Genomic DNA, 24,536 nt, shown 5'->3' with positions numbered 1-24,536 from the left:
CGAAAAGCAAGCCCGGGCGCTGCATCGTGGGGCCGAGGCCGGCTGTCGGCGACGCCTGCCACTGGCGCCCTGTCGTGGAAAATTCCTCGCTCGATGACGTCGCAGACAGGCCACGAGCGGCCGTGTCGATCGCGATCCTGTACTACCGCTGTGTGGATCTGGTGCTCCGGTCCTCCGAGGATCCCGGCGCCGCGAGCCGCTGTGTCGCGCGCTCAGGGGCGGCGGGGCGGCCCCTCGGAATAGCGAGCGATCTCGACGACTTCCGGCGCGTTGTCGCGGTCCGGCGGGGCGAGCCACGGGCCGTCGAACCGCGCGATCAGCACGGTCACGTTGTCGCGGCCGCCGGCCGCGAGCGCGGCGTCGATGAGCGCGCCGCAGGCCGCCGCCGGGTCGGGGTGGGCGTCGAGCGTCGCGGCGATGTGCCGGTCGTCGATGAGGTCGCTCAGCCCGTCCGTGCAGAGCAGCAGCGTGTCCTCGCGGCGGAGCTCCACGGCGGAGAGCGCGATCTGGAGGTGCTCCCGGAGCCCGAGCGCCTGGAGCATCACGCCCCGGTGCTCGAACGTGGCTGCCTCCTCGGGCCTCAGCTTGCCTGTCTCGAGCAGCGACTGGACGAGGGTCTGGTCGCGCGTGATCTGCGCGAGGGCCCCGCCGCGCAGGAGATACGCGCGGCTGTCGCCGACCTGCGCGAGCAGCAGGCGCTCGTCGCAGAGCGCGGCCACGGTGGCCGTGGCGCCGCTGTTCCTGTGCTGCGGGCTCCGGCGGGCGTTGTCGCGGACGGCGCGCCCGGCCACGGCGATCGCCTCGAGCAGCGCCCGCTCGAGCGCGTCGCTCGACCGCGCCGCGGCGCGGGCGAGGACGGCGTGGACCGTGCGCGCCGCGAGCCGGCTCGCCGCGTCCGGAGACGACGCGCCGCCGGAGCCGTCGTACACGCCGAGCGACAGGGTGAGGGGCGGCTCCACCGACAGCTGGGCGGCCGGCGCCCCGTGGGTGAGCCCGCGCGCGAGGTCGCTGATCAGGAAGGCGTCCTCGTTGTGCTCGCGGCTGAGCCCCACGTCGGTCAAGGCAGCCACGATGAACGACGCGGCGTGCTCGGCGGCGGACGAGCGGTACACGGGCATGCGCCCATCGTACTCCGGGGTCGCGCCCGGCGCCGCGCCTCGTGCAGGATGTGGCGCATGAGGCTGCTTCCCAACCCCGAGCGCGCGTGGGAGCGCGCCGCGCACGTCGAGCCGCTGGATCGCGCCGGGATCGAGCGGCGCGTCGGGCCGTTCCCCGGCGAGGCGGAGGTGCTCTCCGGCGGTCGCGCCAACGTGAACGTACGCCTCGGCGCCGAGCGCGTGCTGCGGGTGTACAGGCGCGATCCGGGCGCGGCGCCGAAGGAGGCCCGCCTGCTCGCGCGCGGCTGGCGATCGTTCCGCGTCCCCGCTGTCCTGTCGGCGGGGGAGGACTTCCTCGTCCTCGAGTACGTCCCCCACGGCCCGCTCCAGGACACGGCGGCGTGCGGCGCCGCGGCCGGGCGCGCGCTCGCGGAGATCCACGCCGTCGGCTTCGACAGCGCGGGCTTCGTGGGGCCGGAGCTCGCCGTCACCTGGCCTTTCGACGACTGCATCGGCGCGTTCCGGCCCCACGTCGACGCGGTCCTCGACAGGCTGGCTCCTGCCGTGCGCGGCGCGCTGGGCGAGCGCGTGGGCGCCTTCCTCGACGCGAACGCGGGGGCGCTCCGCGCGCTGGCGTCGGTTCCGGTGCTGCTCCACGGCGACTTCAAGGCGTCGAACCTGCACTGGCTGGCGTCGGGCGAGCTGCTCGTGCTCGACTGGGAGTTCGCGTATGCAGGGCCGAGCCTGATGGACGTCGGCCAGCTCCTGCGCTGGAGCCCTGGGCCCGAGTTCGTCGCGGCGTTCGTGGACGCCTACCGCGCGAGCGCGCCGCTCCCCGATGGATTCGAGCGCTGGGCCGCGGCGTTCGACCTGTTCAACCTGGTGGGGCTGCTCGAGGGCGCGGAGCCGGGCTCGCGGCGCGCGAGCGATGTGCTCGGGCGGATCCTCGCGACCATTGAAGACGACCCGTTTGTGACCGCGACGGACGCAACGGATGCAACGGAGTCGAAGCGCATTGTCCCCGGCGGTCTCTCCTCCTCGTAGATAGCGGGCTCGCGAGCGAGCGCGCGCAGGGGGGGCGACGTCTCGCGTGATGTGCGCTGGGTGGATTCCACGAGGAACGCTTCGGAAGCGCACGTCTGCAGGGGTCGCCGCTGCTGCCACTGGATCACCCCTTCTGTTGGCCAGGCCGCTGCGGTAACTATGGACTCCGTGCAGCTCCACCCCGGCGTGCGCGTCGACCGCTACACCCTGATCGAGCCGCTTGGCCGGGGAGGGCAGGGGGTGGTCTGGAAGGTCCACGACCCGCTCGACGGGAGCCTGCGGGCCCTCAAGCTGTTCTTCCTCGGCGGCCTGGAGACGGGCGCCGCGGAGCGCGCCCGGCGCGAGGCAAGAGCGGTCGCCGGCGCCGTACATCCGGCCCTGATCCCCTGCCGCGCCCTCTTCGAATCGCCCGCGGACGGCGTCGTGGGGCTGGTCTTCGATTTCGTGCGAGGCCAGTCGCTCACGGACGCGGCGACGCGGATGTCGCTCGCCCAGCGCGGCGCCGTGCTGGCCCAGCTCGCGGCCGCGCTGGCCCATGTACACGGTCTGGGCCTCTTGCATCGCGATCTGAAGCCGGCCAACGTGCTCGTCACGGACGCGTTCTGGGGCGCAGCGGATGCGCCCGGCAGCGTGCGGCTCATCGACTTCGGGATCGCCGCGCCCGCCGGAAACCCGAGGCCGCTGACGGCCACAGGCGCGGTCATCGGCACCGTGGCGTACCTGCCGCCCGAGCTGCTCGCGCCCGGGCGCTGGCTCCCCCTGCGCGAAGGGTTCACCCGCGACGTGTTCGCGTTCGGCGTGCTCGCGGTCGAGCTGCTCTGCGGAGCCCATCCGACCGGGCTCTCCCCGGACGCGCCGGTGGAGGCGTTCGTCGACGCCTATGTCGCGGCGGAGCAAGGACATCGCCCCTGGCCTCCCCGGGTGCCCGACGCCCTCTGGGCCGAGGTGATCCGCGCGTGCCTCGAGATCCAGCCGCGGCGGCGACCAGCGCACGGCGCCGCGCTCCTGGAGAGGCTCGACGCAGCAGCGGCGGCGAACCCCGGGTATCCGCGCCTCGCCGCGCTGCGCGCGAGCGCGACGGATCCTCACCTCGGCCCGACCGAGCTCCAGATGCATCCTGGACGAGCCTCCTGGTCCGGACCGCGATCGAGCGATGCGCCGCGCACCACGCCGATGCCGGCGCCGCCCTCCGCGGCGCTGCGACCCTCCGCCCCGACGCTCTCGCCGGCGCCTCCCACAACCGGGCTGCGGCGGTCTGCGGCGACCCCCCTCCCCGCGCCGAGCGTGCGCGTGGAGGCGCCCGTCACGCCAGGCAAGGCGGGGCAGTCGGCGCTCCTCCTGGCAGCGGGGTTGGCGCTCGGGGTCGCTGTCTCCACGGGCGCAGCCATGCTCGCCGGTCGCGCGGAGCCGGAGGCCGAGGAGCCGGTGGTCATGAAACCGCCCGTCGCGCCGGGCGTCGTGTCGGTGCGGCCGGAGCCGATCCATGTCGCGCCGCCGGAGACGTCAGAGGTCACGCCCTGCTGCAGAAAGGGCGGAGACTGCCTCTCCAGGGGGATGGCTTGCCAGTCCGCGCCGTGCGAGGACGCCCCCTTGCCGGATCGTTCCTGGCTGTTGCGGCTCATCGGGGTAGCCCGCCGGCCGGACGTCGAAAGCGGGTTCAGCGAGGACATGTCCAGGACCCACCCGGCCGCTGAAGCTTGCGTGTTCCGAAGGTCGACGGGCCAGGAGATCTGTGTCCCGTTCACGCGGGAACCGGGAGCACCCGGCGAGCCCCAGCGACTGTCGATCACGACGGCCGAGCTGGTGCGCGGCGAGGTCGTCGTCCGGGTGACGGAGGCAGGCGTGCTGCTCTCGCAGGGGGCTGTCGCGGCCAATCACGACTGGCTGAGGAGCGGCGTGCTGTGCCAGGGCCTGCTGCTCTACGTGGGAGAGAAGGCCAGCGCGTCGGTCCGGGTCGCCGTCGCGCTGGACACGGAATGAGGGACGCGCGGCCGGACCGCAAGGGAGCCACCCCGCCGGTGTTGCCGAGGACGGCGCGATGACCACCCGCCCGCCGCGCGACGCGCCCACGGACGAGCACCGGCCCCCGACCGGCACGCTCGGGGACAGGGGAGCTCCAGCGCTGCTCGCCGCGTTCCCCGCCAACGTCGTCGTGGCTCTGCCGCCTGCCGGGGTCGCCGTCGGGCGGGCGTGGCTCGCGGCGGCGGGCCTCAACGACACGAAGGTCTCGTCCAACCACCTTCGCCTCATGCGGGCGGGAGGGCGGCTCCAGGTGGAAGACGTGGGCTCGCGCAACGGGACATGGCTCGACGGACACCGCCTCCCGGCGCGCGAGCCGGTGCCGCTCGAGGATGGGTCCGTCCTGCGCGTCGGCGAGACCCTGCTCGTCTATCGCGAGACCTACGCGGGGCGAGCCGTGCCGGAGCCGGCGATCGGCGGGCTCGCGGGGCCGTGGGGGCTGCGCGCGGCGCGCGAGCAGCTCGACCGGCTTGCCACACGGCCCGTGCGCAACGTGCTCATCACGGGGGAGAGCGGGACCGGCAAAGAGATGCTCGCCGAGGCGGTCGTGCAGGCGCTCGGGCGCTCGAGGGGGCCTTTCACGCGCGTGAACGTGGCAGGCATCGTCGCGAGCGTGTTCGAGGGGCAGCTCTTCGGCTGGGAGCGCGGCGCGTTCTCGGGGAGCGCCGCGAGCAACCCCGGGCTGCTGCGAGCGAGCGCCGGCGGCGCGGTGTTCCTCGACGAGATCGGGGAGCTGCCTGTCGAGCTGCAACCCAAGCTGCTGCGGGTCCTCGAGAACCAGGAGGTGCTCGCTGTGGGCGCGACGCAGCCGGCGCGCGTGGATATCACCATCGTCGCGGCGACCAACCGCCCGCTGGAGGAGGCGGTCCAGCAGGGCAGGTTCCGCCTCGACCTGCTGGCGCGGTTTCCGGTGCGCATCGCGCTGCCGCCGCTGCGGGAGCGACCGGAGGATGTGTTCGCGATCCTGCGGGCGCTCTGGGAGCGCTCGTACGGGCCGCTGGATCTGGCGCGGGTGCGCGTGGACGTCGAGGCGGTGGAGCTCATGATGCTGCACGACTGGCCCGCGAACGCGCGGGGCGTGGATCGGCTTGTCGCGGCGGCAAATCCCGCGACGGGGCTCAAGCTCTCGATCGTGGAGCAGGTGCTCGGCGTGCGCGCGGCGGCCGCCGCAGCGCCGCCGCCGACGCGGGAGGCGATCCTGGAGGCGCTCGAGGCCTGCGGCAACAACCAGGTCCAGGCGGCGAAGCGACTCGGGCTCTCCCGGGCTCAGCTCGTGCGGCGGCTCAGGGCCTTACGAGACGAGGCCGGCGAGCGGCCATCGCGGAAGCGGTGAGCGGCGCGCTTGTATCCGTACATCCTTGCGCTGAACGCGCTGGGCGACGCTCATGCGCATGACCTCCTGTCGTCCCGCTCCGGGGCACCCGGCATGCCGACGGCGGGCTGTGCGTTCCGGTTCGAAGCCCGCGCCCGCGAAGCCGGCGCACTGTGCCTCGAGCTGCCTCGCGGCTGATCGCGAACACCCGGGCGATCGCACGCCCTGATCGCGATCACATCGAGGCGCAGGAGCCTGCCTCGGGCAGCCTGCCCGAGTCGCGCGGCCACGCGCGCCGATCGGACATCTGCATGCCGATGTCTCCCGTGAGGCAGTGGCCGGCGACTTGCATTGTCGGCTGGAAGCACATGATAACGCCCACCTCGCGTGCTTCCGCGTCGTCCTCTGTCGTATCGAGCAGCTGGCAAGCTGTGCTCGCGGCGATCGCCCTCGCTGTCCTGTCGCTCCTGATCGCGGCGCCCCTCGCGCTCCTCCTCCTGGTCGCCTGGGCTGCTGTCCTGCTCGTCGCCACCGCAGGTCTCCTCGGTGCCACGGGGGGCATGGATCCGCGCGCCTTCGACGCCGTCCTCGATCTCTCGGGCGTGGTGATCGCCTTCGCGTCCGGGATGGCCTTTGCAGGCAAGCTCGTCGAGATCGGGCAACGCCGATCGAGCGCTGTCGCGAGGACATCGGCGCCGTGTGCTCCGTGGCTGTTCCGGCATCCCTTCGTGGGTCTAGGGGGCGCGCTGCTGATCGTCGATCTCGTCCTCTTGCCGCTCGCCTACGCGGGCGTCATCACGGCGCCGAGCTCGATCCGCGGCGCAGGCGTCATCGGGGGAGCAGCGCTGCTGCTGATCCTCGCGGCTTGCGCGCTCTTCGGGGCATGGTGGAGGGCGATGCGCGCGCTCTGGGCCGGCGCGCGACGATCCCCGTTCTTCGCGGGCGCCGTGACGGCGTGCGGCCTCGTCGCCGTCGTCAGCGCCTACGTCCTCGCAAGCGCAGCTCTCGGCCTCTCCTCGGCGGCGCACCAGGACGGTGGTCCAGCCGGCCGACTTGCTCCGCGCTCGCTCGAGACGGCCGCCACCTGGTCGCGCTCTGCCACAACCCTCCACGCGGCGATCCCGGGCTCACCGGCGCAGACGTGCTCCTGACGAACGACGTGGAGCTCGCCCGCGCACCTCGCCGGCGCACCCCTCGAACGGCGGTGGCCCCTGCTACCAGGTTGGATTAGAGTCGCGACCCGATGCACCCCCGAGCCGCCCCCGTGCCGCCGCGGCACCCGCGACGCCGGCGCGGCGGCCGCGCAGGGCGCTGGCTCCTCGCCGCCGGCACGCGACCGGCGCCTCTGATCTGATCAACGTACCACCCCACGGAACACCATGTTGCGACCGAAGCCCCTGGTCTCCCATCTCTTCACCGCGGACCCGCGCGCCCACGTCTTCGAGGGCCGCGTGTACATCTACCCGTCGCACGACGTCGAGTCCGGCATCCCCGAGAACGACAACGGGGACCACTTCGACATGCGGGACTACCACGTCCTCTCCATGGGGAGCATCCCCGGCGAGGTGACGGACCACGGGGTGGCGCTCGACGTCAAGGACGTCCCCTGGGCGGGGCGGCAGCTATGGTCCGGTGATGCGGCTTACAAAAACGGCACCTACTACCTGTATTTCCCGCTCAAGGACCAGAACGGCGTCTTCCGCACCGGGGTGGCCACCAGCAAGCGGCCAGAGGGGCCCTTCAAGGCGCAGCCCGAGCCCATGAGGGGCAGCTACAGCATCGACTGCTCCACGTTCCAGGACGACGACGGCACGCACTACATGTACTTCGGCGGCATCTGGGGCGGGCAGCTCCAACGCTGGCGGCGCGGGGAGTACGACCCCACCGTGCCGCCCGAGCCCACCGAGCCGAAGCCCGCCATCGGCCCGCGCGTCGCGCGCCTGAGCGACGACATGCTGCAGTACGGCGAGACGCCGCGCGAGATCCGCATCCTCGACGAGAACGGCGAGCCCGTCCTGCAGACGGACCACGAGCGCCGCTTCTTCGAGGCGGCGTGGATGCACAAGTACAACGGCAAATACTACCTGTCGTACTCCACCGGCGACACCCACCTGCTGGTCTACGCCACGGGCGACACCCCGTACGGCCCCTTCACGTACCAGGGCGTCGTGCTCACCCCCGTGCTGGGCTGGACGACGCACCACTCCATCGTCGAGTTCCAGGGCAAGTGGTGGCTCTTCTATCACGACTGCGAGCTCTCCGGCGGCAAGACCCACCTGCGCAACGTCAAGGTGACGGAGCTCAGCTACCGGCCCGACGGCTCCATCGTGACGATCGACGGCAGCCTGTAAGTCGTCCGGCAGGGGCGGCCAGCCGCCGTGCTCGCCGGTGACGGGGTGGCTCCCGGCTGGCCTTCGAGGCCGCTCCCGGCGCCGGAGACGCGCATGCGTCCCCGGCGCCGCGGGCTACCTGGCTCGCCGGCGCGCGAGGCGGCCCGAACGAGGCAGGGCGACGGCGATCAGGACGAGGCCTTCTGCCACGACGGCCGCGCGCTGACGCGCTTCCACCAGGCCGCGACGTTCGGCCGATCGGTGATGAGATCACCGGCCTTCGAGACCACGAGGCACTCGAGGTACGGCATCCACGTGATGTCGGCCAGCGAGAAGGTCGAGCCGGCGAGGTACTCCTGGCCGGCGAGCGCCCTGTCGGCCACGTCGAGCACCCGCGCGACCTCGCCGCTCGACGCCTGGACGACCGACTCGTCGCTCTGCTGGCCGCGCATCGGGTGGATGACGCGCTGGAAGAGGATCTTGACCGCAGGCGTGGAGAGATACGACTGCTCCACGCTGATCCACTGATCCATGAGCGCCCTGGCCCTGAGCTCGGTCGGCGTCAGCGACGCGCCCGGGAGCTTGTGGTCCAGGTAGCGTATGATCGCCCGCGACTCGTACAGGGTGAGGTCCTCGTCCTCGAGCGCCGGGATCACGCCGAAGGGGTTGCGCGCGAGGTGCTCGGGCGTCTTCTGCTCGCCCTTCATCAGATCGACGAGCACGAACTGCGCCTCATGGCCCTTCTCGGCGAACACCGTCATCACCTTGCGCGTACACGTGCTCATGGGATGTCCGTAGAGCTTCATGGGAGACTCCTTTCGTGGGTCGTTGTCGAGCGGCGCCGCGTGAGACGCCGACCGGCGACGACCTCTGCGGCGCGCCAGAGTAAACGGATTTGCCGCCCTGCCAACGCCAGATCGCGCCCGCCGGACCGCGGCGCGATCACGCCTCGCGCCGCCGGTCCTCCTGCCACTCGGCGTCGCGGGCCGCGGCGAAGACAGGGAGGCGAGCGAGCCACCGCTCGCCGGCGTTCGGGCGCTCGAGCGCGGTGCGCAGCGCGGCGATGAGCTCGAGCGGGGCGGCGTCGAGGCCCTGCTCCTTCGCGGCCCAGCCCAGGCCGGCGAGGACGGCGTTCGCTACCTCGTAGCTCGGGCGGTGCATGGGCGCCGTCGGGACGGCCGCGGGCGCGGCGAAGTGGCGCTCGCACGCGGCGGCGTCCAGGGAGTTCCACGCCGCGCACACGATCGGGCGGACGGCGTGGATCGAGCAGGCGCCGCGCTCGTCGAGGAGCGGGCAGGGGACCCGGGCCTCGGCGCGCTCGAGGCGGGTGAGGCCGCGCGTCGCGGCGTCGGCGGCGCGGACGCGCTCCTCCAGCGCGGCGAGCTCCGTTGCGGACCGCGTCGCGCGCAGGTGCGCGGCGATGCGGAGCACCTCCGGCGCCAGCACGAGCACCTTGCTCACGCAGCAGGTCGCGCACCCGGCCCGGCACGCGATCGGCCGCCCGGGCGGCTCGGCGGCCGCCGCGGCCTCCCCGAGCGCCTCGGCGCGCGCGAGCGCCGCGCCCGCGGCCGCTACGGCGCCCGCGCCGTCGATCGCGCGCCGGGCGAGCGAGGGCCCGAGCGCGGCGCGCTCGCCGTCGGCGATGCCCTCGAGGACGGCCGGGGTGTACCGCGTCGGCGGGGCGAGCGGCAGGGCGCGCTTCTGCCGGCGCATCGCGCGCTACCCGACCTCCGGGAGCCGCCAGTCGATCTCCTCGGCGCCGCGGGCGCGGAGCGCGGCGTTGATGGACGAGTACGGCTTGCTGCCGAAGAAGCCGCTCCTCGCCGACAGCGGCGAGGGGTGCGCCGACTTGATGATCGTGTGGCGGCGCGCGTCGATGAGCTTCGCCTTCTTCTGCGCGTGCCCGCCCCAGAGCACGAACACCACCCCGTCGGGCCTGTCGTTGACCTTCCTGATCACGGCGTCGGTGAACGTCTCCCAGCCCTGGTTCTTGTGCGAGTTCGGCGTGTGCGCGCGGACGGTGAGCACGGTGTTCAGCAGCAGCACGCCCTGGCTGGCCCACGCGGTGAGGCAGCCGTGGCCCGGGATCGTGAAGCCCGGGACGTCGACGAGCGCCTCCTTGTACATGTTGGCCAGCGACGGCGGCGGCGGGACGCCCGGGCGCACCGAGAAGCACAGCCCGTGGGCCTGCCCCTCGTCGTGGTACGGGTCCTGGCCGAGCAGCAGCACGCGGACGCGCTCGTACGGCGTGAGCCGGAACGCGGCGAAGACGTCCTCCTCGGCCGGGAAGACCCGGTGCGCCTTGCGCTCTTCCTCGAGGAAGCGCGCGAGCCGCTGGAAGTAGGGCTGTTCGAGCTCTCCGGCGAGCTCGGCCTTCCACGAGGCGGGCAGATCGATCGTCTTCACGCGCTCACACTCCTTCTTTCGGGCAGAGCGCGCTCATGCGGCACTCCGCGCATTTCGGCTTCCGGGCGACGCATGTGTAGCGGCCGTGCAGGACCATGGCCGGGCCGAAGAAGGTCCATTGCTCCCTGGGCACGATCCGCATCAGGTCCTCCTCGATCTGCTCGGGCTTCTCGCGCTTCGAGAGGCCCATGCGCCCGCTGAGGCGCGCGACATGGGTGTCGACGATGATCCCCGAGGGGAGGTCGAACGCCGTGTTGAGCACGACGTTCGCCGTCTTTCTGGCCACGCCCGGCAGCGACGTGAGCTCGGCCATGGTCCGGGGCACCTCGCCGCCGAAGCGCGCGACGAGCGCCTGGCAGGCGGCCTTCACGGTCTTCGTCTTCTGGCGGTAGAAGCCGGTGGGCTTGAGCTCCTCCTCGAGCACCTCGGTCGGGGCGTCGGCGTACGCCTGGGCCGACGGGTACTTCTTGAAGAGCGTGGCGGTCACCCGGTTGACGCGCTCGTCCGTGCACTGCGCGGCCAGGATTGTCGCGACGAGCAGGTCGAGCGGCGTCTCCCAGTCGAGCTCGTAGCGGGCGTCGGGGTAGGCCTCGCGCAGGTGCTGGAGGACGAGGGGGATTCGATCTCGGGCGTTCATGCGGCTGGCCGCAGGGTAGCCCAGTCCGGCGCCGCCCGTCACCGCCGCCGGGCGACGGGCCCCGGGCGCTTGCGGCCGAAGTAGGTCTCGAGGAGCTCGCGGCCGACGAGGTTCGCCTTGGTGCGCCAGGTGATGTCGTTGGCCAGCATCACGGAGACGGCGATCTCGGGGCGATCGGACGGCGCGAACGACGCGAACCAGGAGAACATGCGCGACGGCCTCCCGCCGACAAGCGTGCCGGTCTTGGCGGCGACGGGCATGGAGCCGAGGGCGCGGGTGCCGTCCGGCTTGCGGAACGCCTTGGCGCACGTGCCCCGGCGCGTCGTGACCTCGAGCATCGACCGGAGGGTGCGCGCGACGTCGGCCCGCAGGCCGCGGCCGTCGGTGCTGCGCGTCGAGGGCGCGGCCGCGTCCCCGCGGGCCTGCGCGCCCGGCGGCGCGAGCAGCGAGAAGCGGACGCGCTCGCCGTCGTTGGCGATTGTCTGCATCGCGAACAGGGCGCCGAGCGGGCTGAGCTTGCCGCTCCAGAAGCCCGCGGCGGCGCGGGCGAGGCCGAGCGAGTCGGCCGGGATCTCGGCGGCGCTCGGCGCGACGGGGATGTCGATGGGGACCTCGCCGTCGAACCCGAGGTCGTGGGCCGTGCGGCGCAGGTCGGCGGGCGTGAGCTGGCCGGCGAGGCGGGCGAACACGCCGTTGATGCTGCGGCCGAGCGCCTCGCCGAACACGGTGCATGTGTCGCCGCGCCCCTGGAGATCCCGCGCGCGGATCGCGCTCATGCCGCCCGTGTAGCAGACGGGCGTCGCGACGTTGACCTTGCGGCCCTCGAGGAGCGCCGCCGCTGTGACGATCTTGAAGAGGCTCGCGCTCGGGGCGAGCGGCGTCGCGACGTAGTCGCGGTCGCCGCGGCTCGCCCAGACGAGGATGCGGCCGGTGCGGACGTCGGAGGCCACGATGGCGCCCTCGGGCGCGCCGGAGCGGGCGAGCAGGCGCTCGGCGGCGCGCTGGAGCTCGGGGTCGAGCGTGAGGCGCACCTGCTTGCCCGCCGCGCCGACGGTGGCGTGGACGGCGCCGCCCTCGACGTGGAGCTTTCGGACGCCCGGCGGGGCCGGAGATGCCGCCGCCGGGGCGAGCCACACGGCGGCCGCGGCGGCGAGCGCGAGGTGGAGACGCGAACGCACCCTGGGCTGATGCCAGGGCGGGCGCGCGCGGGCCAAGTTCCGCGCGCAGCGCCGGGTTCGACGCGAGCGCCACGGGCAGGAGCGAGGCCCGCGCGAGCCCCTGTATCCGTCCCTGACGTGACATTCCGTCGATGATTCCAAGACGGATAGAACAATGAAGCGTCTCGGTCGTCCGCGTGATGGTGCGACGGACGCCCGGCAGCAATGCACGCGTCCTGGACCAGCGCGTGTCCACGTGGCCGCCGCGCGAAACGAAGAACGAAGAACGAAGACAGACAGACAGAGCAAAGCGAGACAGAGCAAAAACACCCGCTCGCGAGAAATAGATCTAGACAATCGAAGTGATGATTCATTATCTTGAAAAATGGTCCTGTGCGCACTCAGCACCAAATCGGGGCCAACGTCATCGTACTTGATCTTGTTCTGTTGAGCTCCGAGCGACGCTGACCGCTGCCGTGCGCAGCGGCCAGCGGTCGGTGCCGAGTGCGCCGTGATCCCCCTCGGCCACAGCGCTCCTTTCCATGGAGCGTGAAGGCCCGAGGCGAGGTGCCCAGAAACGTCACCGCGTGGCCGCGAATCGTCCGTGGCGCGATGTGTGTTTCTGGGGGTGTCCCTCGCAAATGTCTGGACAGTTCGGTAGTCGCGTTGTTAATTGGATACTGGACCTGTGCGCATCCGCTCTCCGATTTGAGCCGACGCCCCGCGCACCTGATTGGATCGTGATCAGTCCGCGGGGCGCGGTCCGACCGGAGCCCATGAAACCGACCTTCGCCTGACCCGCGTGTCATGGCGCATTCGGCTCGGATGACGCTCCATCGTGGTTCGATCCCAGCAAGGACCTCCAAGGAGCCTTCCATGAAACAGACAACAGTCGCCTCCTCCGCCGCCCTCGCCACGCTGCTCATCACCGCCTCTTCCCTCGCCAGCACCGCCGCGCCGACGCCCACGTGCACCGTGATCCAGCGGGGCGTCCTGGGCGACATCTACAACGCCGAGATCTGGAGCCTCGCCCCGACCTATCACGTCCCGACCCCCTTCGAGGTGAACACGGGGTACTCCAGCACGGTCGGCGAGAAACGAGCCCTGTTCGGCTTCGAGCTCGGCGCCATCCCCGCGAGCTCGCTCATCACCTCGGCCAGATTCTATGTCCTCACCTACAGCAGCACGGCCCAGATCGTCCGCGCCCACCGGGTGCTCGCCCCCTGGACCGAGAACGACGTCACCTGGAACAACCTCGGCGGCATCGATCCGACGTCCTTCACGTCGTTCCAGTCCGGCGGCTCGGCCTGGCGCGAGCTCGATCTCACCGAGCTGGTCCAGGAGTGGGTGGGCGGCGTCTCGCCCGCTCACGGGATCCTCCTCGAGGAGGACGAGAACGGCAGGACCTCGTACAGGGGCAGCGCGCACACGGACATGTCCCAGCGCCCTTTCCTCGAGGTCTGCTACACGACGCCGAAGGGCTCGATCGGCGACAAGGTGTGGTTCGACGCGAACGCCGACGGCATCGAGGACGGCTCCGAGCTCGGCATCTCCGGCGTCGTCGTCGACCTCTTCGGCGACGGGAACTGCGACGGATCCGCCGATGGATCCCCGCTCGGGACGACCGCGACCGACGCGAACGGGTTCTACCGTTTCGGCGAGCTCGAGGCGGGCTGTTACGTCGTCAGCGTCGACGACGCGACGCTCCCGCTCGGGCACCTCCTTACCACCGACCATGAGCCGCTCGCCGTGTCCCTCGGCGCGGGGGAGAACGTGACCGACGCCGACTTCGGCTACGTGACGTACTCGTCGATCGGCGACACGGTCTGGCTCGACAGCGACGCCGACGGGCTCTACGAGCCGGATGTCGGCGAGCTCGGCGTCAACGGCGTCCTCGTCGAGCTGTACCACGACGGCGTCCTCCTCGACGCCACCGTCACCGGCGACAGCCCCTACAGCGGCCAGCCCGGCTTCTACCTCTTCGACTCGCTCCCGGCGGGCACCTACTCGGTGGTGATCACCGCCGACAACTTCATGGAGAGCGGCCCGCTCGCCGGACAGGAGCCGTCGGCCGATCCCGACGGCGGGCTCGACAATGTGGGCACGGTGTCTCTGGGCTGGACGCAGGACCTGCTCGACGCCGACTTCGGTTACCAGCTCTCCTGCGGCAACGGCGTCTGCGGCGGCGACGAGAGCTGCTCGACCTGCGCCGTCGACTGCGGCGTCTGCCCGCCGCTCTGCGGCAACGGCGCCTGCGAGATCGGCGAGGACTGCGGGAGCTGCAGCGCCGATTGCGACGTCTGCGCGCCCGTGTGCGGCGACGGCACCTGCGACCCGAGCGAGACCTGCGGGAGCTGCAGCGCCGACTGCGGCGCCTGCCCGCCCGTTTGCGGCGACGGCGCCTGCGAGGCCGGGGAGGACTGCGGCACCTGCTCGGACGACTGCGGCGCCTGCCCCGCCGTCTGCGGCAACGACGCCTGCGAGACAGGCGAGGACTGCGCGAACTGCGCCGGCGATTGCGGCGCTTGCCCCGCTGTCTGCGGCAACGACGTCTGCGAGGGCGGCGAGGATTGCCTCGAGTGCCCGAGCGACTGCGGCATCTGCCCGCCTGTCTGCGGCAGCGGCGTCTGCGAGGTCGGCGAGACCTGCGGGAGCTGCGCGGCCGACTGCGGCGCTTGTCCGCCTGTCTGCGGCGATGGGGTCTGCAAGGCGGGCGTCGAGGACTGCTCGAGCTGCGCGGCCGACTGCGGCGCCTGCCAGTGCGCGTCCCCCGGCACAGGCACCCCCGGCTACTGGAAGAACCACCCGAACGCGTGGAAGGTCTCGAAGCTGACCATCGGCGGCAAGACGTACACGAAGGCTCAGCTCCTCGACATCATCGGCCGCCCGACCCGGGGCGACGTCACGTACATCCTCGCGAAGCACCTCATCGTGGCCAAGCTCAACGTCGGTATCGGCAACCAGTCGAGCTGCATCGAGCGCACAATCGCCGCGGCGGATGAGTGGCTCCGGCGCAACCGCCTTGGCAGCAACGTCAAGGACAGCCGCTGCAACTCGCCGTGGACGACCGGCGAGCCGCTCGCCGAGAAGCTCGACGCGTACAACAACGGTCGCCTCTGCGCTCCCCACCGCGATGACGTCGATTGTGGCGGCGGCGACCACGGCGGTCACCACGGCCACCACGACAACGGCTGCCGCGGCCGGTAAGACCCCGCCCCGCCTCGCCGCCGGGGCCTCCCCCGGCGGCGGGGTCCTTCGCCCGGACCCAGGCCGGCGCGTTCGTCGTCCGCGCTGCTCCCGTGCGCGCTATGGTGTCGACTCCCGGCCGGGGCCGGGGGTCCCCTGTTGCCCATGCCGCCGACCCGCCTGCTGCGCAGCGCCGAGATCCCCCAGGCCGACAACCTCACGAACGTGCGGCGCGTGCTCGACGCGCTCGCGGCAGGCGCGGCCGCGAGGGAGCAGATCGTGGAGCAGACGGGCATCTCCCTGCGCCACGTCGGCTATGCGCTCGCGGCCGCGCGCGTGCTCGGATGGCTCGGCGACGACGACGCCTCGATAACGCCCGCCGGGCGCGCGCTGCTCGCCGCCCCGGCCGGCACCCCCGACGAGCGGGCGCACCTGCGGCGCGCGATCTTCGCGTGCGACGTCGTGAAGGAGGTCGCGCCCGATCTCTTCGATCCGGCGGCGCCCACCCTGTCGGCGCTCGCGCGGCGCATCTTCCGCTTCACCGCGGGCATCGGCAAGGAGACGGCGCGCCGGCGCGCGCAGACGCTGCTCGCCTGGCGGAAGCAGGTGCTGGAGCAGCAACTGCCCCTCTTTCCCAGGCGCCCGCGGAAGCGAGGCGCGGGCGGCTGATCTCGCCGGCCCGCGCCGCGCTCTCACCGCCGTGCTACCGCGCTGCCGGCTGCTTGCGCGGCTGCTTGTGGGCGCGGCGCGCCGCGCGCAGCTCGTCCGCGGTCAGCCTGTTGTCGCGGTTCGCGTCCGCCGCCTTGAGCCGCTCCCACCGCTCCTCGCCCACCTCGTCCTTCGTGAGGAAGCCGTCGCGGTTCTTGTCCTTCTGGGCGAAGCGCTCCTTCTGCTTCCCCTCGCGCGACTTCTTGTGCTGCTCGGCGTGCGCCTTGAGCTCCTCGGCCGACAGGGCGCCGTCCTTGTTCGTGTCCGCCGTGGCCAGCCGCTTCTGTGCCTTCTCCGGCAGCTCCGAGACGGCCAGCTTGCCGTCCCCGTTCTTGTCGAAGCGCTTGATCATGCGGGCCGGATCCCTGGGGCGGTGCTCGCGGCGCGCGTCCTTGTCGTGGCGCGGCGCGGCCGTGCCCTGCGCGCCGTCCGCGGCGTAGGCCGCTCCGCCGCCGGCGAGCACGGCCGCCGAGAGGAAGGTGCCGAGGACGAGGCGACGGATCGTGCTGCGGGCGGTGTTCGAGAAGAGGGGGCGGTTCATCTTGGTCGTGCTCCTTGGTGCAAGGGCCAGCCTGTTCTTGCCGGCTTCTGGGGGTGAGACGCGCCCCGGCTGCCCCTCCCTACGCGCCTCTCGAATTTTTTTCCCGAAGCGGGCACCCAGCGGCTCTGCCCGCTCTCTTGCTTCGAGCGCGCCCTGACTCTTACGGTGGCCCGCGTCGAAGCGCCGCGGCCCCTCGCCGCGGCGCCAAGGAGGCACACGATGCACACGCGCAAGCTTGGTCCTCTCCAGGTCTCCGCCCTCGGCCTCGGCTGCATGGGCATGAGCGATTTCTACGGCGACCGCGACGAGGCCGAGTCGATCGCCACGATCCATCGCGCGATCGAGCTCGGCGTCACGCTGCTGGACACAGCGGACATGTACGGTCCCTTCACGAACGAGGAGCTCGTCGGCCGCGCCATCGAGGGCCGGCGCGATCGCGTCGTCCTCGCGACCAAGTGCGGCGTCGTCCGCGATCCCAGCGACCCCAACGTCCGCGGCATCGACGGCTCGCCGGAGTACATCCGCAAGGCGTGCGACGCGAGCCTGCGGCGCCTCCGCGTCGACGTGATCGACCTGTACCAGCTCCACCGCGTCGACGCGAAGACGCCGATCGAGGACAGCGTCGGCGCGATGGCGGACCTCGTGAAGGCCGGCAAGGTGCGTGCGATCGGCCTCTCGGAGGCGGGCTCGGCGACGCTCCGGCGCGCCCACGCGGCGCACCCGCTCGCGTCGGTGCAGACCGAGTACTCGCTCTGGACGCGCGACCCCGAGGACGACGTGCTCGCCACGTGCCGCGAGCTCGGCATCGGCTTCCTCGCCTACAGCCCCCTCGGCCGCGGCTTCCTCACGGGGCAGATCAAGCGGTTCGAGGACCTCGCGCCGGACGACTACCGCCGCGCCTCGCCGCGCTTCCAGGGCGAGAACTTCCAGCGGAACCTCGATCTCGTCGCGAAGGTGGAGGACATCGCCCGGGAGAAGGGCGTGAAGGCGTCGCAGCTCGCGCTCGCGTGGGTGCTCGCGCAGGGGGACTTCATCGTCCCCATCCCCGGCACGAAGCGCCGCAGCTACCTCGAGGAGAACGCCGCCGCGGCGTCGATCGCGCTCACCGAGGGCGACCTGCGGCGCCTCGACGAGGTGATGCCGAAGGGCGCGGCCGCCGGCCTCCGGTACCCGGAGCCCGGCATGACGCTCGTGAACCGCTGAGCGCCGCGCCCCCCGGGCCCCGGGGGGCGGCGCTCATGCCACCGCCGCTTCCGGCACCCCCGGCTGCCGCAGGACGCGCAGGGGGCCCTCGGACGAGACGAGGCCCGCGAGCGCCGGGTCGGTCATGACCTCCAGGATGTCGCGCTCGGCGCCGTCCACCGTGCACAGCCGGCGCACGAGCCGGACGACCTGCGAGTAGTCCACGTGATCCAGGTCGTGCGCGAGCCCGGGCGGCTGCCACAGCGCGTGCTGGCCGTGCCGGTGGGCGGCCTTCGGATCGTACCAGCCGTAGTTCGCGGCCCTGTCGCGGCTCCCGGCGAGGCGGTTCGTGAGCACCCAGTGCTTGCCGACGTTCTCGATGAGCCCGGCGCGCCCGGCGACCCGCTCCTCGACGCGGCGGTGGTGCTCCAGCATGCGCGATGTGTTCGCCATCGTCGGGTCCGGGGCGCCGATGCACGGCGGGATCCGCACGCTGGCCTGCTCCCAGACGAGGTCGCAGAGGCGCGTCGTCAGCATCGCGCACTCGAGCCGATCCGCGAGGCGCTGCGTCGTCCGCGCGGAGGCGTTGATCCGGACCGAGTCCTCCGCGTCGCCGATGCGGAGCGCGTCCGCGTTGACGAGGAAGGTCGCGCGGTGCTCGCCGTGCTCGCTGTGCACCGGCGCCCAGCAGATGGGCGCCAGCAGGCCGCCCTGCACCGCCTCGAGGACCGCGTCTTCGCGCGCCGCGCAGGCGCGCTCGGGCAGGCGTGCGACCCAGTCCGTGCCTCGTACGACCTCTGCCATGGTGCCCCCCCGGCGAGCTGCTCAGGCAGGCCGCGGCGGCGCGGCGCCGTCCCACGGGCGTCGTGAGCTGATCGGCTCGCCCGTTCATTGTGGGGAGGGCGCTGGATCGCCGCAAGCCGCCCGGCAGGGCTTGTCGCGGGCGCGGTGACGTCGCTCGCCCCGCGCGGCCGTCGCCCTCGGCCGCACCTCGGCTCCGCTTTGCGCAGCTCGCCCGCCAGCCCTAAGCTCCGCCCATGTCGCCCCTGGAGAGCCGGTCCTCGTCGCGTCACCCCAGGCCGCTCCGCGCTCTCCGCCTCGTCCTGGTCGCCTGCGCCGCCCTGGGCGCGCCGGCCGCCGGCTGCGGCTCCGGCGGCGCGCAGGGCTCCGGCGGGGCCGCCGCCGAGATCGCCTCGATCGACGCGCGCCTGCGCGGCACGTTCCGGCTCGTCCGCTTCGATCCCGAGATGCCCCTCGAGCCGATGCTCGCGTCGATGCTCGAGTTCCAGTACGCGCACCTGGTCATCCGCTTCGACGGCCAGCGCATCCTCGCCGACTCGCCCGGCCTCCACGTCGACCGCGCCTACGAGATCCGCGAGCCCGCGTGGAACCGGTTCAAGCTGATCTCCTACGACGAGGCGGGGGTCGCTTACGAGGCTGTGTGCGAGTTCTCCGGCGAGAAGGAGCTCATCGTCTACGCGCAGACGCCGCCCTGGAAGGGCGTGGCCACGCTTCGACGGGCGCAGTAGCGGCGCGCGCGCAGCAGCGGACGACCCGCCGCGCCCTCCGGCCCACGTCGCCCGCGTCGCACGGCCGGCCGGAGATGGTGTACAACGTGCGGCGCGACGTGGCCGAACCGAGAGCGCAGCAGAAGAGCGATCCGCACGGGTGGCGCCGGGAGGCGAAGGACCTCACCGGGGCGATCGCCGGCGGGGCGATCGTGGGGATGCCGCTGCTCTACACGATGGAGATGTGGTTCCACGGGATGATGCTCCCGGCGTGGCACCTCGTGGGGATCCTCGCGTTGACGCTCGTCGTGACCTTCCTGTGCTCGCTGGAGTCCGGCTTCCGGCACGAGGACACGCTCTTCGGCGTCGCCCTGGAAGCGGTGACGTCGGTCGGGATCGGGATCGCCGTCTCGGCCGCGGTCCTGGCGTTGATCGGCGAGATCACCCTCGACCGCGCGCCCCGCGAGGTCGTCGGCAAGATCATCCTGCAGGCGGCCGCCGTGAGCCTCGGGGTGGCGTTCGCGAACGCGCAGGTCCGGGAAAAATCGCGCACAGGGGATGATGAGGAAGCGGAGAAGCCCCCGGAGGGCGATCCGGAGGCGCTGCAGCTCAGGGCGGATCTACGGGACTTCTCGGCCGCGGCCGCGGGCTCGCTGCTGTTCACGCTGAACATCGCCTCGACGGAGGAGGTCGTGCTGATCGCGTCGCGGCTCTCGCCCTGGCGGCAGCTCGCGATCCTCGGGGCGAGCGTGGCGCTGTGCTACGTCATCCTGTTCGCCTCGGGGTTCGAGCGGCACGAGGTGTACGTGAAGAGCCTGTTCCAGAGCCGGGGGTTCGAGACGCTGATGACGTGCGCCGTGTCGCTGCTTGTCGCGCTGGCGCTGCTCGGCCTGGTCGGGGAGCGCGAGGCGACGAGCGATCTGCCCACGCTGGTGGCCTGCGTGGTCACCCTCGGCCTGCCGGCGATCGTCGGCGGCGCGGCGGGGAGGCTGGTCGTATGAGCGAGGCGCGAGGGCAGGGGAAGGGCTCCGGCGGCGCCGGCGAGGGCCGGCGGGTCGGAAGGCGCCTGGCCGAGTGGGTCTCCGTCGCGGTCAGCGCGGCGTTGATCCTCGCCCTCGTCGTGTTCCTTGTGCACGAGGGGCTGACGGGCTCCGAGGGCTCGGTGGTGCCCGAGGCTCGGGCGCTGCCCGATCGGGCCGAGCAGCACGGCGACGTGTGGGTCTTGCCGGTCCGGGTGAAGAACCAGGGCAGGCAGATGCTGAGCGACCTCGGCGTGGAGCTCCTGTACACGCCGCCGGGGGCCCCGCAGCCGGAGCGCGTCGAGGCGACGATCGACTACCTCGGCAAGCGATCCGAGCAGGAGGTGTACTTCTATGTGCCGGTCGATCCGCGCGGCATGTCGGTCGAGGCGCGGGCGCTGCACTTCCAGGTGAAGTGAGGGCCAGGCCGCCACCCTTCCGAGGGGCGCTGCATCGACCGCGGCGGCACAGCGCGAGGCAACCATGCCGCGTTCGACGCGCGTTCGCGTGTCCGCTCCTCGCCCTTCCTCCGCGCGCGACGGTGATACGTTCGCGCCATGGATGCCGCCGCCCTCTCGCCGAACGAGCGCTTCCTTCTCGATTTTCACCGGTCCCATGCCGGGGCGACCTCCGAGTTCTTCGGCCCCGCTCGGACGCCTGAAGGCGGCGACTCCTACGACCGGCTCGCCGCCCTCGTCCCCGAGGGGGACGAGGCCGTCGTGCTGGACGTGGGGTGCGGCGATGGCCTGCTGCTCGAGCGGATCCGCCTGCGCCGCGGATCGTGCGCGACGCGGATCGGGCTCGACATGTCCGCAGACGAGCTGGCCGTCGCTGCGCGACGGCTCGGGCCGGATGTCCTGCTGCTCAACGAGCGCGCCCAGGCGATCTCGCTTCCGCCTGCGTCCGTCGACGTGGCGCTCAGCCACATGGCGCTGATGCTCATGGGCGATCCAGCGAGCGTGATCGCCGAGATCCACCGCGTGCTGCGGCCGGGGGGCGTGTTCTCGGCGATCGTGGATGGAGGACCCGCGCCGAGCGATGGCTTCGCGTGCTTCGTCGGGTCCTTGCGCCGGACCCTGCGCGCGGCGGGTCGACCGCCGCTCCAGCTCGTCCATCCCACCTTCGCGTCGTCGCAGGCATTGCTGGCCCATCTCGATGAGGCCGCGGGGTTCTCGGACGCGCGCGTGGAGGAGCTGGTCGTCTCCCGGCGGGAGGCTCCAGCGCGGCTCTGGGAGCTGATGCTCCTGACCTACGACATGGACTATCTCTCCCCCGGAGAGGTCGAGCGCGTGCGTCGTGATTTCCTGGACGCCGTCGAGGCGCTCCGGGACGCCGAGGGCACGGTCGGGTGCTCCATCGGCCTGCGCCAGTTCACCGCCCGCAAGCGCGGGTGAGTCGCACGGAGAAATTTGCTCCCGATCATGCAACGGGCTGAATGTGCATGTTGCGTGACAAAATTCGATTCGTGATCGTAATGAGTCGGTCGCGTGCGTCGCGCGTCCTGGTTCAGCGCTATTGAGCTTGCGCCACGGCGCGCGCGGCCCTAGTTCCGTCCGCCAGGCGTCCGGCCAGCGATCCGGAGAGAGATTTCAGCGCCAAGGCGCAAAGACGCCAGGGTGCAAGAAAGAACGATATCCATGCATTCTTGCGTCCTTGGGCTCTCGGCGGCTTCGCGTCGAGCTCTCTCTCCTCTCTCGAGGCAGATCCCTGGCAGGATCTCTGCCCTGCGGGACTAGGGGCGTGGGCTCACGATCGGCTCATTGCAGGGGAGTCGATTCGACTGGGGACCTCGTGTCGCAACGCCACGAAAGGGCGTCGGGCGAGAAGCTCGCACGGCGCGCTGCGGACGAGGCTCGGGCGGCTCGACGTCCGCCCGGCGAACGTGCGCTGGCGGATGGAGCGCCGCGCGTACCTCACGAAGCGGGTCGCCCGCGTGCAGGGGGAGCCGACCTGCTGGCGCCCCAGCCCCCCTGGAGGGGCCGGCGGGCGGGACGTCCGTGGCTCGGCGAGCCCTACCTTGTCGAGCCGCTCGTCGCGCCGTCGCCGGCGCCCCTCGGCCAGTCCGCCGAGCGTCCTACGCCGTCTCGCCGCCGCGGCGGTCCACGTCGCGCCGAAGGCTCCTGACCTGCTGCGCAAGCGTGCCGACGCGTCGCTCGATCCGCCGTCGGAAGCTCTCGAATCGTTGCTCCAGATCGAGGAGGCGTCGCTCGTTGTCCGCGGGCGTCCTCGTGTCCGCCGGGTCTGCGTGCCTGTCGACGGCGTCGAGCGTCAGCATCATGAACTCCGGCTCGCCGGCGCTGGAGGACGGCGGCTTGGGATCGATCTCGGTCCAGTTCCTGGACGGCTGGCGTGGCGCGCGGCGGTTCGTCCGGGTCACGGCGCCCTGAGGAACGTGTCGACGCCTCGCCATACCGCACCTTCCAGCGCTGCTGCCATGTCCGGGCCGAGCGGCAGCGTATGGCGCCCCGAGGCCGCGACCACGAGCTCCCCCTCGCGGAGCCGCGCGACAGAGAGCCGGTGCACCGGGCCGCTCGGCGGGTGGATCGACCACGCGACAGCTGTCTGGGCCAGCTGGTGTCCGCCCTGGCGCACCGGCTTCGGCTTGAGCCTGAGCGCCGGAACCGGCACGTGAGCCGCCTCGTCGACAACGAAGGTCGCCGTCACCTCGACGCTCACGGCCTCCTTCCCCGGCGTCCCTGGCCAGTCCGCCGAGAGGCGTCGCAGCACCTCGGGCCACCCGCCGACAGCGCGGCTGGAGCTCTTGATCCGCTGCGGCGTCGGCCCCTCGGGCAACAGCTCCCAGCGCAGCTTGAGGCGCGCGTTCGCCTCGGCGCCGGGCGAGGGGCGTAGATCGCCGACCAGGTACAGCGGCCCGATCCCGCCGGTCGGGAGCGCATAGAAGTACGACGCGTAGTCGACATTCCTCGCGCTCGTGCCCGCGCCGGGCATCGCCGACATGCCCGTGACCTCGGCGAGCCGACGCCACTCCCTCCGGGAGGCGCTGGCATGGATCACGGCCTCCAGCGAATCGAGCACCACGCCGCTGCCCCTCGAGCTCGGCTCCGACAGGTTCCCGCTACTGCTCTTCGCCCGCGCGGCACGTCCCGACACAGATAAGTGATCTATATCGCCTTTGTAGATCTTCCTAAGTAATTGCCACTTGCCGGCAAGTTATGGGGTTTCAGGTGCGTGAAGATAGCCAAATGTAAGCGTCGTGGCGGCGTGGGACGCCCTGCCGCAGGCGCGCCGTCTCCGTTCAGTCCCTGGGACGAGGCGACATGCGCGGGTCGCCGGCGGGGTCGATGAGCTCGAGCCGGACGTTGCCGTGCTCGTCTTCCGCCCTCCGGAGCTGCTCGTGGAGCATGCGTCTCCACGGGATCTCGCCGAGCAGGATGTCATCGATCGCCCACGCGAGGTGCTTCATGGCGGCCCCCAGCGCCTCGATGCCGTTCGTGAACACGAGCTCCGTGTCGGGCGTGATGAAGGGCCGTGATTCAAGGGCCCCCGCGGTGGAGATCGCGGGCGTCATCAGGACGGTGTCCGCGGCGATCACGTCGGGGAGGTGTTCGGCGCGGGTGCCGGCCTGCTGGATGGCAGCGATGCGCCGCCTCACGGCCTCGGCCGGGTCGTGCTCGAGGTGCCTGTCGACCCGGAGATTCAAGGCCCAGACGGCCGCGTACCAGGGGTTGCGGATCGCGGGGAAGCCCGGGCGACGCTGGATGGTCCCCGGGGGCAACACGAGCCTCGGAGCGATCATGTCCAGCGGCACGGCGTCGCGCCGCAAGCTCTTCAGGGCCGCCACCTGGCTGCACGCCTTCTCGAGGGATTGACCCCGGTGCTTCACGGGCACCGTCTCCTGGACGTAGAGCGTGTGCTTGACCTCGATGTACGCGAGCACCGCCTCGGCCGGCACGCGTCCCTTCCTGTCCATGCCGCGGTCTTCTCGAAGCCGGCGCAGCGCGCGGAAGCGCGCGGCGTCGTAGATGATGATGTCATCGCCCTGCTTCCGCCCGGTGCTGTCCACCACCCAACCGCGACACATGCCCACGCGCTGCGGGAGGAAATCCTTGAGGGTGTCCCGGAGCGTGCTCTCCAGCTCGTTTCCGAGCTCCAGGATCTCGAGGCGGCGGAGCTTCCGGAGCTCGGCGTCCAGGTGCTCGGCGCTCTCCTCGACCCAGCCGCCATAGAACTCTGTGTGCGGCGGATCGTCGTCGCCGCCGACAGGCGCGCCTCGGCCGCGCCTGGCTGCGGCTGTCCCAGGTTGCACGGCCCTCTTCCTGCTCGTACGTGCCACGACGCTCCCTGCCGCTGATGCGCGCCCTGTCATCACCAGCCGCCCGACCGGCACGCGCCTCGGTCAGACGCCCTTCCTCGACCCGGCCGCGCCCTT

Annotated in this window: 23 protein-coding genes; 12 read left to right on the top strand and 11 right to left on the bottom strand. The window is 72.0% G+C overall.

Translation table 11 applies throughout. From position 1 onward, the window contains the following. Positions 1-212: 212 nt before the first annotated feature. Positions 213-1,118, bottom strand: coding sequence for a PP2C family protein-serine/threonine phosphatase (locus WMF42_RS23940; protein WP_437684936.1), 906 nt, complete (start codon positions 1,116-1,118; stop codon positions 213-215). Positions 1,119-1,175: 57 nt separating this feature from the next. Here WMF42_RS23940 and WMF42_RS23935 point away from each other — a divergent pair, with 57 nt between their 5' ends. The 5 genes from WMF42_RS23935 (at position 1,176) to WMF42_RS23915 (ending at position 7,823) form a co-directional block, all read left to right on the top strand. Beyond that, complete coding sequence (locus WMF42_RS23935) at positions 1,176-2,141, top strand: phosphotransferase family protein (RefSeq protein WP_437684934.1); 966 nt, start codon at positions 1,176-1,178, stop codon at positions 2,139-2,141. Positions 2,142-2,300: 159 nt separating this feature from the next. Next, positions 2,301-4,121 carry a protein kinase domain-containing protein gene (locus WMF42_RS23930; protein WP_437684932.1) on the top strand — a complete coding sequence of 607 codons (1,821 nt, stop codon included), beginning with the start codon at positions 2,301-2,303 and terminating at the stop codon, positions 4,119-4,121. A gap of 58 nt (positions 4,122-4,179) precedes the next feature. After that, the gene (locus WMF42_RS23925; protein WP_437684930.1) at positions 4,180-5,493 is read left to right on the top strand and encodes a sigma 54-interacting transcriptional regulator; all 1,314 of its coding nucleotides are present in this window, start codon (positions 4,180-4,182) and stop codon (positions 5,491-5,493) included. Positions 5,494-5,903: 410 nt separating this feature from the next. Continuing rightward, entirely contained in the window at positions 5,904-6,623 is a 720-nt protein-coding gene (locus WMF42_RS23920; protein ID WP_437684928.1) for a hypothetical protein, read from the top strand. 228 nt (positions 6,624-6,851) lie between these two features. Beyond that, the gene (locus tag WMF42_RS23915) at positions 6,852-7,823 is read left to right on the top strand and encodes a glycoside hydrolase family 43 protein (protein ID WP_437684926.1); all 972 of its coding nucleotides are present in this window, start codon (positions 6,852-6,854) and stop codon (positions 7,821-7,823) included. A gap of 167 nt (positions 7,824-7,990) precedes the next feature. On the opposite strand, the gene WMF42_RS23910 is transcribed toward WMF42_RS23915, so the two are convergent. From WMF42_RS23910 to WMF42_RS23890, 5 genes are all read right to left on the bottom strand, one after another. Then, on the bottom strand, positions 7,991-8,608 hold the full coding sequence (locus WMF42_RS23910) for a glutathione S-transferase family protein (RefSeq protein WP_437684924.1): 618 nt from the start codon (positions 8,606-8,608) through the stop codon (positions 7,991-7,993). A 136-nt stretch (positions 8,609-8,744) separates the two neighbouring features. Continuing rightward, positions 8,745-9,515, bottom strand: coding sequence for a YkgJ family cysteine cluster protein (locus tag WMF42_RS23905; protein WP_437684923.1), 771 nt, complete (start codon positions 9,513-9,515; stop codon positions 8,745-8,747). A 6-nt stretch (positions 9,516-9,521) separates the two neighbouring features. Beyond that, positions 9,522-10,208, bottom strand: coding sequence for a uracil-DNA glycosylase (gene ung / locus WMF42_RS23900; RefSeq protein ID WP_437684921.1), 687 nt, complete (start codon positions 10,206-10,208; stop codon positions 9,522-9,524). A 4-nt stretch (positions 10,209-10,212) separates the two neighbouring features. Beyond that, a complete protein-coding gene (gene nth / locus WMF42_RS23895; RefSeq protein ID WP_061606159.1) occupies positions 10,213-10,845 on the bottom strand; it encodes an endonuclease III in 633 nt (210 codons plus the stop codon). Positions 10,846-10,883: 38 nt separating this feature from the next. Continuing rightward, on the bottom strand, positions 10,884-12,023 hold the full coding sequence (locus tag WMF42_RS23890; RefSeq protein WP_061606160.1) for a penicillin-binding transpeptidase domain-containing protein: 1,140 nt from the start codon (positions 12,021-12,023) through the stop codon (positions 10,884-10,886). A gap of 855 nt (positions 12,024-12,878) precedes the next feature. Between WMF42_RS23890 and WMF42_RS23885 the strand changes: the two genes are divergently transcribed. Both WMF42_RS23885 and WMF42_RS23880 read left to right on the top strand, forming a co-directional pair. Further along, on the top strand, positions 12,879-15,209 hold the full coding sequence (locus WMF42_RS23885; protein ID WP_437684918.1) for an SdrD B-like domain-containing protein: 2,331 nt from the start codon (positions 12,879-12,881) through the stop codon (positions 15,207-15,209). 144 nt (positions 15,210-15,353) lie between these two features. Further along, the gene (locus WMF42_RS23880) at positions 15,354-15,857 is read left to right on the top strand and encodes a hypothetical protein (protein WP_437684917.1); all 504 of its coding nucleotides are present in this window, start codon (positions 15,354-15,356) and stop codon (positions 15,855-15,857) included. A gap of 34 nt (positions 15,858-15,891) precedes the next feature. On the opposite strand, the gene WMF42_RS23875 is transcribed toward WMF42_RS23880, so the two are convergent. Then, positions 15,892-16,437: an EF-hand domain-containing protein gene (locus tag WMF42_RS23875; protein ID WP_061607807.1), complete on the bottom strand. Its 546-nt coding sequence runs from the start codon at positions 16,435-16,437 to the stop codon at positions 15,892-15,894. A gap of 219 nt (positions 16,438-16,656) precedes the next feature. On the opposite strand from WMF42_RS23875, the gene WMF42_RS23870 reads away from it, so the two are divergent. Then, on the top strand, positions 16,657-17,640 hold the full coding sequence (locus WMF42_RS23870) for an aldo/keto reductase (protein WP_061607806.1): 984 nt from the start codon (positions 16,657-16,659) through the stop codon (positions 17,638-17,640). 33 nt (positions 17,641-17,673) lie between these two features. Here the strand turns inward: WMF42_RS23870 and WMF42_RS23865 are convergent, their stop codons facing one another. Then, entirely contained in the window at positions 17,674-18,423 is a 750-nt protein-coding gene (locus tag WMF42_RS23865) for a hypothetical protein (protein ID WP_437684915.1), read from the bottom strand. 233 nt (positions 18,424-18,656) lie between these two features. Between WMF42_RS23865 and WMF42_RS23860 the strand changes: the two genes are divergently transcribed. From WMF42_RS23860 to WMF42_RS23845, 4 genes are all read left to right on the top strand, one after another. Further along, positions 18,657-19,148 carry a hypothetical protein gene (locus WMF42_RS23860; RefSeq protein WP_061607804.1) on the top strand — a complete coding sequence of 164 codons (492 nt, stop codon included), beginning with the start codon at positions 18,657-18,659 and terminating at the stop codon, positions 19,146-19,148. 98 nt (positions 19,149-19,246) lie between these two features. After that, entirely contained in the window at positions 19,247-20,128 is an 882-nt protein-coding gene (locus WMF42_RS23855; RefSeq protein ID WP_437684913.1) for a TIGR02587 family membrane protein, read from the top strand. Continuing rightward, entirely contained in the window at positions 20,125-20,565 is a 441-nt protein-coding gene (locus tag WMF42_RS23850) for a hypothetical protein (RefSeq protein WP_437684911.1), read from the top strand. The genes WMF42_RS23855 and WMF42_RS23850 overlap by 4 nt, the downstream gene beginning before the upstream one ends. A 138-nt stretch (positions 20,566-20,703) precedes the next feature. Then, positions 20,704-21,540 (top strand): class I SAM-dependent methyltransferase, encoded by an 837-nt coding sequence (locus WMF42_RS23845; protein WP_061607801.1) that lies wholly within the window; start codon positions 20,704-20,706, stop codon positions 21,538-21,540. A 680-nt stretch (positions 21,541-22,220) separates the two neighbouring features. Here WMF42_RS23845 and WMF42_RS23840 read toward each other — a convergent pair. The 3 genes from WMF42_RS23840 to WMF42_RS23830 all read right to left on the bottom strand — a co-directional run bounded on the left by WMF42_RS23840 (position 22,221) and on the right by WMF42_RS23830 (position 24,413). Then, on the bottom strand, positions 22,221-22,523 hold the full coding sequence (locus WMF42_RS23840; protein WP_437684909.1) for a hypothetical protein: 303 nt from the start codon (positions 22,521-22,523) through the stop codon (positions 22,221-22,223). Continuing rightward, positions 22,520-23,185 carry a hypothetical protein gene (locus WMF42_RS23835; protein ID WP_061607799.1) on the bottom strand — a complete coding sequence of 222 codons (666 nt, stop codon included), beginning with the start codon at positions 23,183-23,185 and terminating at the stop codon, positions 22,520-22,522. Before WMF42_RS23835 ends, WMF42_RS23840 begins: the two co-directional genes overlap by 4 nt. A gap of 217 nt (positions 23,186-23,402) precedes the next feature. Further along, on the bottom strand, positions 23,403-24,413 hold the full coding sequence (locus WMF42_RS23830; protein WP_437684907.1) for a DUF6602 domain-containing protein: 1,011 nt from the start codon (positions 24,411-24,413) through the stop codon (positions 23,403-23,405). Positions 24,414-24,536: the final 123 nt, after the last annotated feature.

It is taken from the genome of Sorangium sp. So ce176 (assembly GCF_051519835.1).
Classification (GTDB): domain Bacteria; phylum Myxococcota_A; class Polyangia; order Polyangiales; family Polyangiaceae; genus Sorangium; species Sorangium cellulosum_G.
The sequence above is the reverse complement of the archived record's forward strand: the minus strand, read 5'-3'. Positions and strand labels throughout refer to the sequence as shown.

What these genes read in the sequence shown, in the direction of transcription:
- nth (WP_061606159.1), bottom strand. Translation starts at nt 10,845, where the DNA reads ATGAACGCCCGAGATCGAATCCCCCTCGTCCTCCAGCACCTGCGCGAG.
- WMF42_RS23875 (WP_061607807.1), bottom strand. Translation starts at nt 16,437, where the DNA reads ATGAACCGCCCCCTCTTCTCGAACACCGCCCGCAGCACGATCCGTCGC.
- WMF42_RS23860 (WP_061607804.1), top strand. Translation starts at nt 18,657, where the DNA reads ATGTCGCCCCTGGAGAGCCGGTCCTCGTCGCGTCACCCCAGGCCGCTC.
- WMF42_RS23905 (WP_437684923.1), bottom strand. Translation starts at nt 9,515, where the DNA reads ATGCGCCGGCAGAAGCGCGCCCTGCCGCTCGCCCCGCCGACGCGGTAC.
- WMF42_RS23910 (WP_437684924.1), bottom strand. Translation starts at nt 8,608, where the DNA reads ATGAAGCTCTACGGACATCCCATGAGCACGTGTACGCGCAAGGTGATG.
- WMF42_RS23940 (WP_437684936.1), bottom strand. Translation starts at nt 1,118, where the DNA reads ATGCCCGTGTACCGCTCGTCCGCCGCCGAGCACGCCGCGTCGTTCATC.
- WMF42_RS23930 (WP_437684932.1), top strand. Translation starts at nt 2,301, where the DNA reads ATGGACTCCGTGCAGCTCCACCCCGGCGTGCGCGTCGACCGCTACACC.
- WMF42_RS23935 (WP_437684934.1), top strand. Translation starts at nt 1,176, where the DNA reads ATGAGGCTGCTTCCCAACCCCGAGCGCGCGTGGGAGCGCGCCGCGCAC.
- WMF42_RS23850 (WP_437684911.1), top strand. Translation starts at nt 20,125, where the DNA reads ATGAGCGAGGCGCGAGGGCAGGGGAAGGGCTCCGGCGGCGCCGGCGAG.
- WMF42_RS23885 (WP_437684918.1), top strand. Translation starts at nt 12,879, where the DNA reads ATGAAACAGACAACAGTCGCCTCCTCCGCCGCCCTCGCCACGCTGCTC.
- WMF42_RS23880 (WP_437684917.1), top strand. Translation starts at nt 15,354, where the DNA reads ATGCCGCCGACCCGCCTGCTGCGCAGCGCCGAGATCCCCCAGGCCGAC.
- WMF42_RS23865 (WP_437684915.1), bottom strand. Translation starts at nt 18,423, where the DNA reads ATGGCAGAGGTCGTACGAGGCACGGACTGGGTCGCACGCCTGCCCGAG.
- WMF42_RS23915 (WP_437684926.1), top strand. Translation starts at nt 6,852, where the DNA reads ATGTTGCGACCGAAGCCCCTGGTCTCCCATCTCTTCACCGCGGACCCG.
- WMF42_RS23925 (WP_437684930.1), top strand. Translation starts at nt 4,180, where the DNA reads ATGACCACCCGCCCGCCGCGCGACGCGCCCACGGACGAGCACCGGCCC.
- WMF42_RS23845 (WP_061607801.1), top strand. Translation starts at nt 20,704, where the DNA reads ATGGATGCCGCCGCCCTCTCGCCGAACGAGCGCTTCCTTCTCGATTTT.
- WMF42_RS23870 (WP_061607806.1), top strand. Translation starts at nt 16,657, where the DNA reads ATGCACACGCGCAAGCTTGGTCCTCTCCAGGTCTCCGCCCTCGGCCTC.